This window comes from Ralstonia sp. ASV6, assembly GCF_016429285.1.
Taxonomy (GTDB): Bacteria; Pseudomonadota; Gammaproteobacteria; order Burkholderiales; family Burkholderiaceae; genus Ralstonia; species Ralstonia flaminis.
Genome location: NZ_JAELUI010000274.1, coordinates 1 through 3,287, shown reverse-complemented (window position 1 = coordinate 3,287; position 3,287 = coordinate 1). Strand labels below are relative to the sequence as shown.

Annotated in this window: 5 protein-coding genes; 2 read left to right on the top strand and 3 right to left on the bottom strand. The window is 58.9% G+C overall.

The window, feature by feature from the left end; genetic code table 11:
• Together JHD73_RS27270 and maiA are read left to right on the top strand one after the other, a co-directional pair.
• Window positions 1-619, top strand: a 619-nt coding sequence (locus JHD73_RS27270) for a fumarylacetoacetate hydrolase family protein (protein WP_199033257.1), incomplete at its 5' end; no start/stop codon positions are given.
• A gap of 9 nt (window positions 620-628) precedes the next feature.
• Window positions 629-1,273, top strand: coding sequence for a maleylacetoacetate isomerase (gene maiA, locus JHD73_RS27265; RefSeq protein WP_199033256.1), 645 nt, complete (start codon window positions 629-631; stop codon window positions 1,271-1,273).
• Window positions 1,274-1,310: 37 nt separating this feature from the next.
• Here the strand turns inward: maiA and JHD73_RS27260 are convergent, their stop codons facing one another.
• The 3 genes from JHD73_RS27260 to JHD73_RS27250 all read right to left on the bottom strand — a co-directional run bounded on the left by JHD73_RS27260 (window position 1,311) and on the right by JHD73_RS27250 (window position 3,234).
• Complete coding sequence (locus JHD73_RS27260; protein WP_199033255.1) at window positions 1,311-1,817, bottom strand: hypothetical protein; 507 nt, start codon at window positions 1,815-1,817, stop codon at window positions 1,311-1,313.
• A gap of 12 nt (window positions 1,818-1,829) precedes the next feature.
• Window positions 1,830-2,108, bottom strand: coding sequence for a hypothetical protein (locus tag JHD73_RS27255; RefSeq protein ID WP_199033254.1), 279 nt, complete (start codon window positions 2,106-2,108; stop codon window positions 1,830-1,832).
• 136 nt (window positions 2,109-2,244) lie between these two features.
• A complete protein-coding gene (locus JHD73_RS27250) occupies window positions 2,245-3,234 on the bottom strand; it encodes a M35 family metallo-endopeptidase (protein ID WP_233177184.1) in 990 nt (329 codons plus the stop codon).
• Between the last annotated feature and the right edge of the window lie 53 nt (window positions 3,235-3,287).

Below are 3,287 nucleotides of genomic sequence, written 5' to 3'. Positions count from 1 at the left end.
GTACTGCGTCGGCCGCAACTACGCCGCCCACGCTCGCGAGATGGGTTCCGACCCCGACCGTGAGCCGCCGTTCTTCTTCTGCAAGCCGGCGGATGCCGTGCGCTACATCCCTGATGGCGAGACCGGCCAGTTCGTCTACCCCACCGAGACCCGCGATTGCCACTACGAGATCGAACTCGTGGTTGCCCTCGGTACGGGCGGTCGCGACATTGCCGTGGAAACTGCGGCCAATCACATCTACGGCTACGCCATCGGCCTGGATATGACGCGCCGCGACCTGCAGAACGCTGCCAAGAAGGGTGGCCGTCCGTGGGAAACCGGCAAGGCGTTCGATGGCTCCGCACCCATCGGCCCGATCGTGCCTGCCAAGGATGTCGCCCACCCGGATAAGGGCGCCGTCACGCTGTCGGTCAATGGCCGTGAACACCAGCGCGGGGATTTGTCCGACCTGATCTGGTCGGTGCCGGAAACCATTGCGTATCTGTCCAGGCTGTTCGAGCTTCAGCCCGGCGATTTGATCTATACCGGCACGCCGGAAGGTGTCGGCCCGATCTCGGTGGGCGACCTGATGGTCGGCAAGATCGACGGCGTGGGCGAGCTGCACGTCAAGGTCATCTGAGGCAGAACCATGTCGATCAAGCTGTACAACTACTTCCGCAGTTCGGCGTCGTTTCGTGTGCGCATTGCCCTGGAGGTGAAGGGCCTGCCGTATGACTACGCGCCGGTGCACCTGCTTAAGGGCGAGCAGATGGCGCCCGACTTCGTGAAGCTGAACCCAGATGCACTGGTGCCCGTGCTGTGCGACGGCACCGACGTGCTGAACCAGTCCTTGGCGATTGTCGAGTATCTGGAAGAGACGCATCCCGAGCCCTCGCTGTTGCCGGGCTCGCCCAGCAACCGCGCGCACATCCGTGCGATTGCGCTGGCGATTGCGTGCGAGATCCATCCGCTCAACAACCCGCGCGTGCTCAAGTACCTGAAGAACACGTTCGACGTGGAAGAGGAAGCGCGCAACGACTGGTATCGCCACTGGGTGAAGCTGGGGTTTGCGGCGCTGGAAACGCGCCTGTCGGCGTCGCCGCTCACGGGCGCCTACTGCGTGGGCGACACGCCAACGCTGGCCGACGTGTGCCTCGTGCCGCAGGTGTTCAACGGCAAGCGCTTTGATGTGGCGGTGGAGGAGTATCCGACGCTGGCGCGCATCTTTGAGCACTGCATGGCGCAGGAAGCGTTTCAGCGGGCGGCGCCCATGGCGCAGCCGGATGCGGCTTGATGGACGGGGGCGTTGCCCCCGTTTTTTATTGCCTATCTCAAGGCATGGGGAGGCCTAGGTCTTTGACCTTGTGGGTGGGTAGGTTGCAGCAGTAGTGCGGGCAGGCCGGAACGAATTCGATCTCAACTCTTCCGGGAACGATATGGCCCACCGAGTCTGCCGCCACAACGGCCGGCCCGACGTACACCCGCTCAGGCAGAAAGCCTTGTTGCATCAAAAACTGATGGACGGTTTTCATGCGCTGAGTGGCTAACGTCATGTCTGCGGGTTGCTTTGAATCTGCAAGCCCCATGATCGAGAAATTGCTGTAGTTCGGAAAATGGGCTTTCAGATCGGCCAACTGATCGCTGAGTTGGAATACAACGCTGGCATCTAGCACTGCAGAGTTACGTGGAAACGTGATGTTGAACTGCTGCACCGGGCTACAGGCAAGTGCTGTTGTTGCGCAGAAGGCGATCGAAAGCGCCAGTAACTTGTTGAGAATTGGTGGCATGGCCTGAATCTTCAGAGAATGGGCGTGCCCGGCGTTGGCCGGGCGGTACATTGAAGGCCTGTGCTACGGCGCGTTGATCGACTTAACTCCAGGGCAGCATGGGTTAGGGCACGCCGGCAAAATGGAGATTTCGACACGTCGCCCGTTTTCCACATCGCCTGAGCGATAGACGCCATAGTGCTCGTCCATCGGCACCTGATTGAAGTGCTGAGTTTTCAGGATGGATACGACTGCCTGCAAGCGTGCTTTCGCCAATGAACGCGCGTTGTGCTCGCGTTCCTCGGCCCATCCATTGATTTGAAATAGCTCTTGCCTGGGATATTTGATGCGCTGATCTACCATCCAATTCGCCATGCGGAGTACTTCTGACGTGGATACTGCGGCGGAGTCAGGGGGAAAGTACACATCGAAATTCTGACCTGGCATGCAAGCATATGCAGGGTGGTTACCCAGGAGCAGCAACGCTGCTAGCGTCCGCCTAATCTTCATAGATGACATAGCCTGTGATGCTATCGGCGTTACGGAACGTAATCTCCGGATTGGTTCTTGCGGCCTTTAGAGCTTCTCTCATGAAGTAGACCGGGTCTCCGGTGCTCATGGTGTCGTGGAAGTGCGATACCTCATGGATCAATGTAGAGACTTGTGAGTCCACGTTGTAAGCGAAGTCTCGCAATTCGCAGAAATCCAGATGAATGGCGATGGTGTGTGTTGCCGTATCTGGTGCACATACTTCTGCAACCACCCCGAGTTTTTTCTTTGAGTCTGATACGCAGCCGACGTTTGCCATGGCTGCTTCCGAGTAGCGGACAAAATTGCCCGGAGTCAGTCCGGCCAGTACGTGGCGTATACGGGAAAGCCCGGCTGCTAGATAGTCCCTCGTTGCACTGTCACTATTCCCGAACCACTGGGCGACGCGGGCCTGCGCAGTGGAAGACCATCGTGTTAGTTCTGCTATGCGCTTATCGACAAGCGAAACAGCTTTGTCTCGTCGCTTCATGACCTTCTGAGCGAACTCCTCGTTCGTCATGTTTGGACAAATCAAATCTGGATGATCCTCCAACGTGCTTGGTTCTTCCTCACTGACCTTCTCGTGTGCGTGCTCTTCGTGGGTATATTCGCGCTGCGGCACATAGGCGGGCGCAATCGGCAAGCTCGTTCGTGCAACCTCCTCGCTCGTGAAACTCATCTTCATCGCACGCACGGCATAAAAGACTGGCGGCGGATTACACCCACAAACGTTGATATCCCCACTCAATGCCCACGGCTTGCCGTTGGGCCCGGTGCCGGCATGGCGCGGCCCCTTCGGCGCAATGAACCCTTCTCGCTTGCACGCCGTGCAGTACGTTTTCATGTACAGCGTGGCGATTTGCACGCTGGGTGGCGGGTTGGAGCAGGTGATGCTCGGCAGTCCCTCCACGATTGTTGCGCTACCGGCCCGGTCGCCTCGCGCGAGGAAGTACCGGATCATGTCGCCGATCCTTCAGGCGCGGCTGGCAACCTCTTTCTTTGTGGGGAATACGC

Coding starts and splice junctions, on each gene's coding strand:
- JHD73_RS27250 (WP_233177184.1), bottom strand. CDS start 3,234: ATGATCCGGTACTTCCTCGCGCGAGGCGACCGGGCCGGTAGCGCAACA.
- maiA (WP_199033256.1), top strand. CDS start 629: ATGTCGATCAAGCTGTACAACTACTTCCGCAGTTCGGCGTCGTTTCGT.
- JHD73_RS27260 (WP_199033255.1), bottom strand. CDS start 1,817: ATGTACCGCCCGGCCAACGCCGGGCACGCCCATTCTCTGAAGATTCAG.
- JHD73_RS27255 (WP_199033254.1), bottom strand. CDS start 2,108: ATGGTAGATCAGCGCATCAAATATCCCAGGCAAGAGCTATTTCAAATC.